At 59.1% G+C, this 709-nt stretch carries 2 protein-coding genes; both read left to right on the top strand.

Annotated elements, in window-relative coordinates; translation table 11 throughout:
• Window positions 1–219 (top strand): biopolymer transporter ExbD (locus tag FKW31_RS15925; protein WP_193562103.1); only part of this gene is annotated, 219 nt, incomplete at its 5' end.
• Window positions 220–272: 53 nt separating this feature from the next.
• A partial coding sequence (locus tag FKW31_RS15920) for a biopolymer transporter ExbD (protein ID WP_035351224.1) occupies window positions 273–709 on the top strand: 437 nt, incomplete at its 3' end.

Genomic DNA, 709 nt, shown 5'->3' with positions numbered 1-709 from the left:
GTCACGGCAGATGGGCAGACCTTCTGGAATGAAACGCCGATCAGGGATCGGGCCGATCTTCTGGCCCGGCTGGAGAAGGCAGCGGTGCAAAAGCCCCAGCCGCAGATCCAGATCCGCGGGGATGTGACCACACGCTATGAGAGTGTGGGCCGTCTGGTGGCGACGTGTCAGGAAGCGGGCATCAGCCATATCGATTTCATTACGGAAAAGCCGAAATAGGCAGGGGCGGGTGGCGCAGCACGCCACCCCATCCTTGTGGGGAGAGCACAGCCATGGGCATGAATGTTGGCTCTGAGAGCACAACGGAAGATGAAGGCATTGTTGACATCAACACCACGCCGCTGATTGACGTGATGCTGGTGTTGCTGATCATGCTGATCATCACCATCCCGTTGCAGACGCAGGCGGTCTCGATTGATCTGCCGCAGGGCAACCCGCCGCCCAGCACGGAAGAAACCCCTGTGGTGACGCTGGTTGTGGACTTTGATAACTCGCTGACATGGAATGGCCAGCCAATTAATGGGGAAGCCGATCTGCAGGCGCATCTGCGCGAGATCGCCAGCGGGCCCGAGGCCAGCCGACCAGAATTCCATCTCCAGCCCAACCGTCTGGCAGACTACAAAACCGTCATCCACGTCATGGCCGACGCACAGCGCCTCGGCGTTACAAAACTCGGAATCGTCGGACAGGAACAGTTCGTAGACGGTAA

This window comes from Acetobacter sp. DmW_136, assembly GCF_008690365.1.
Lineage (GTDB): Bacteria > Pseudomonadota > Alphaproteobacteria > Acetobacterales > Acetobacteraceae > Acetobacter > Acetobacter oryzifermentans.
This window is presented reverse-complemented; position numbering and strand designations above follow the sequence as displayed.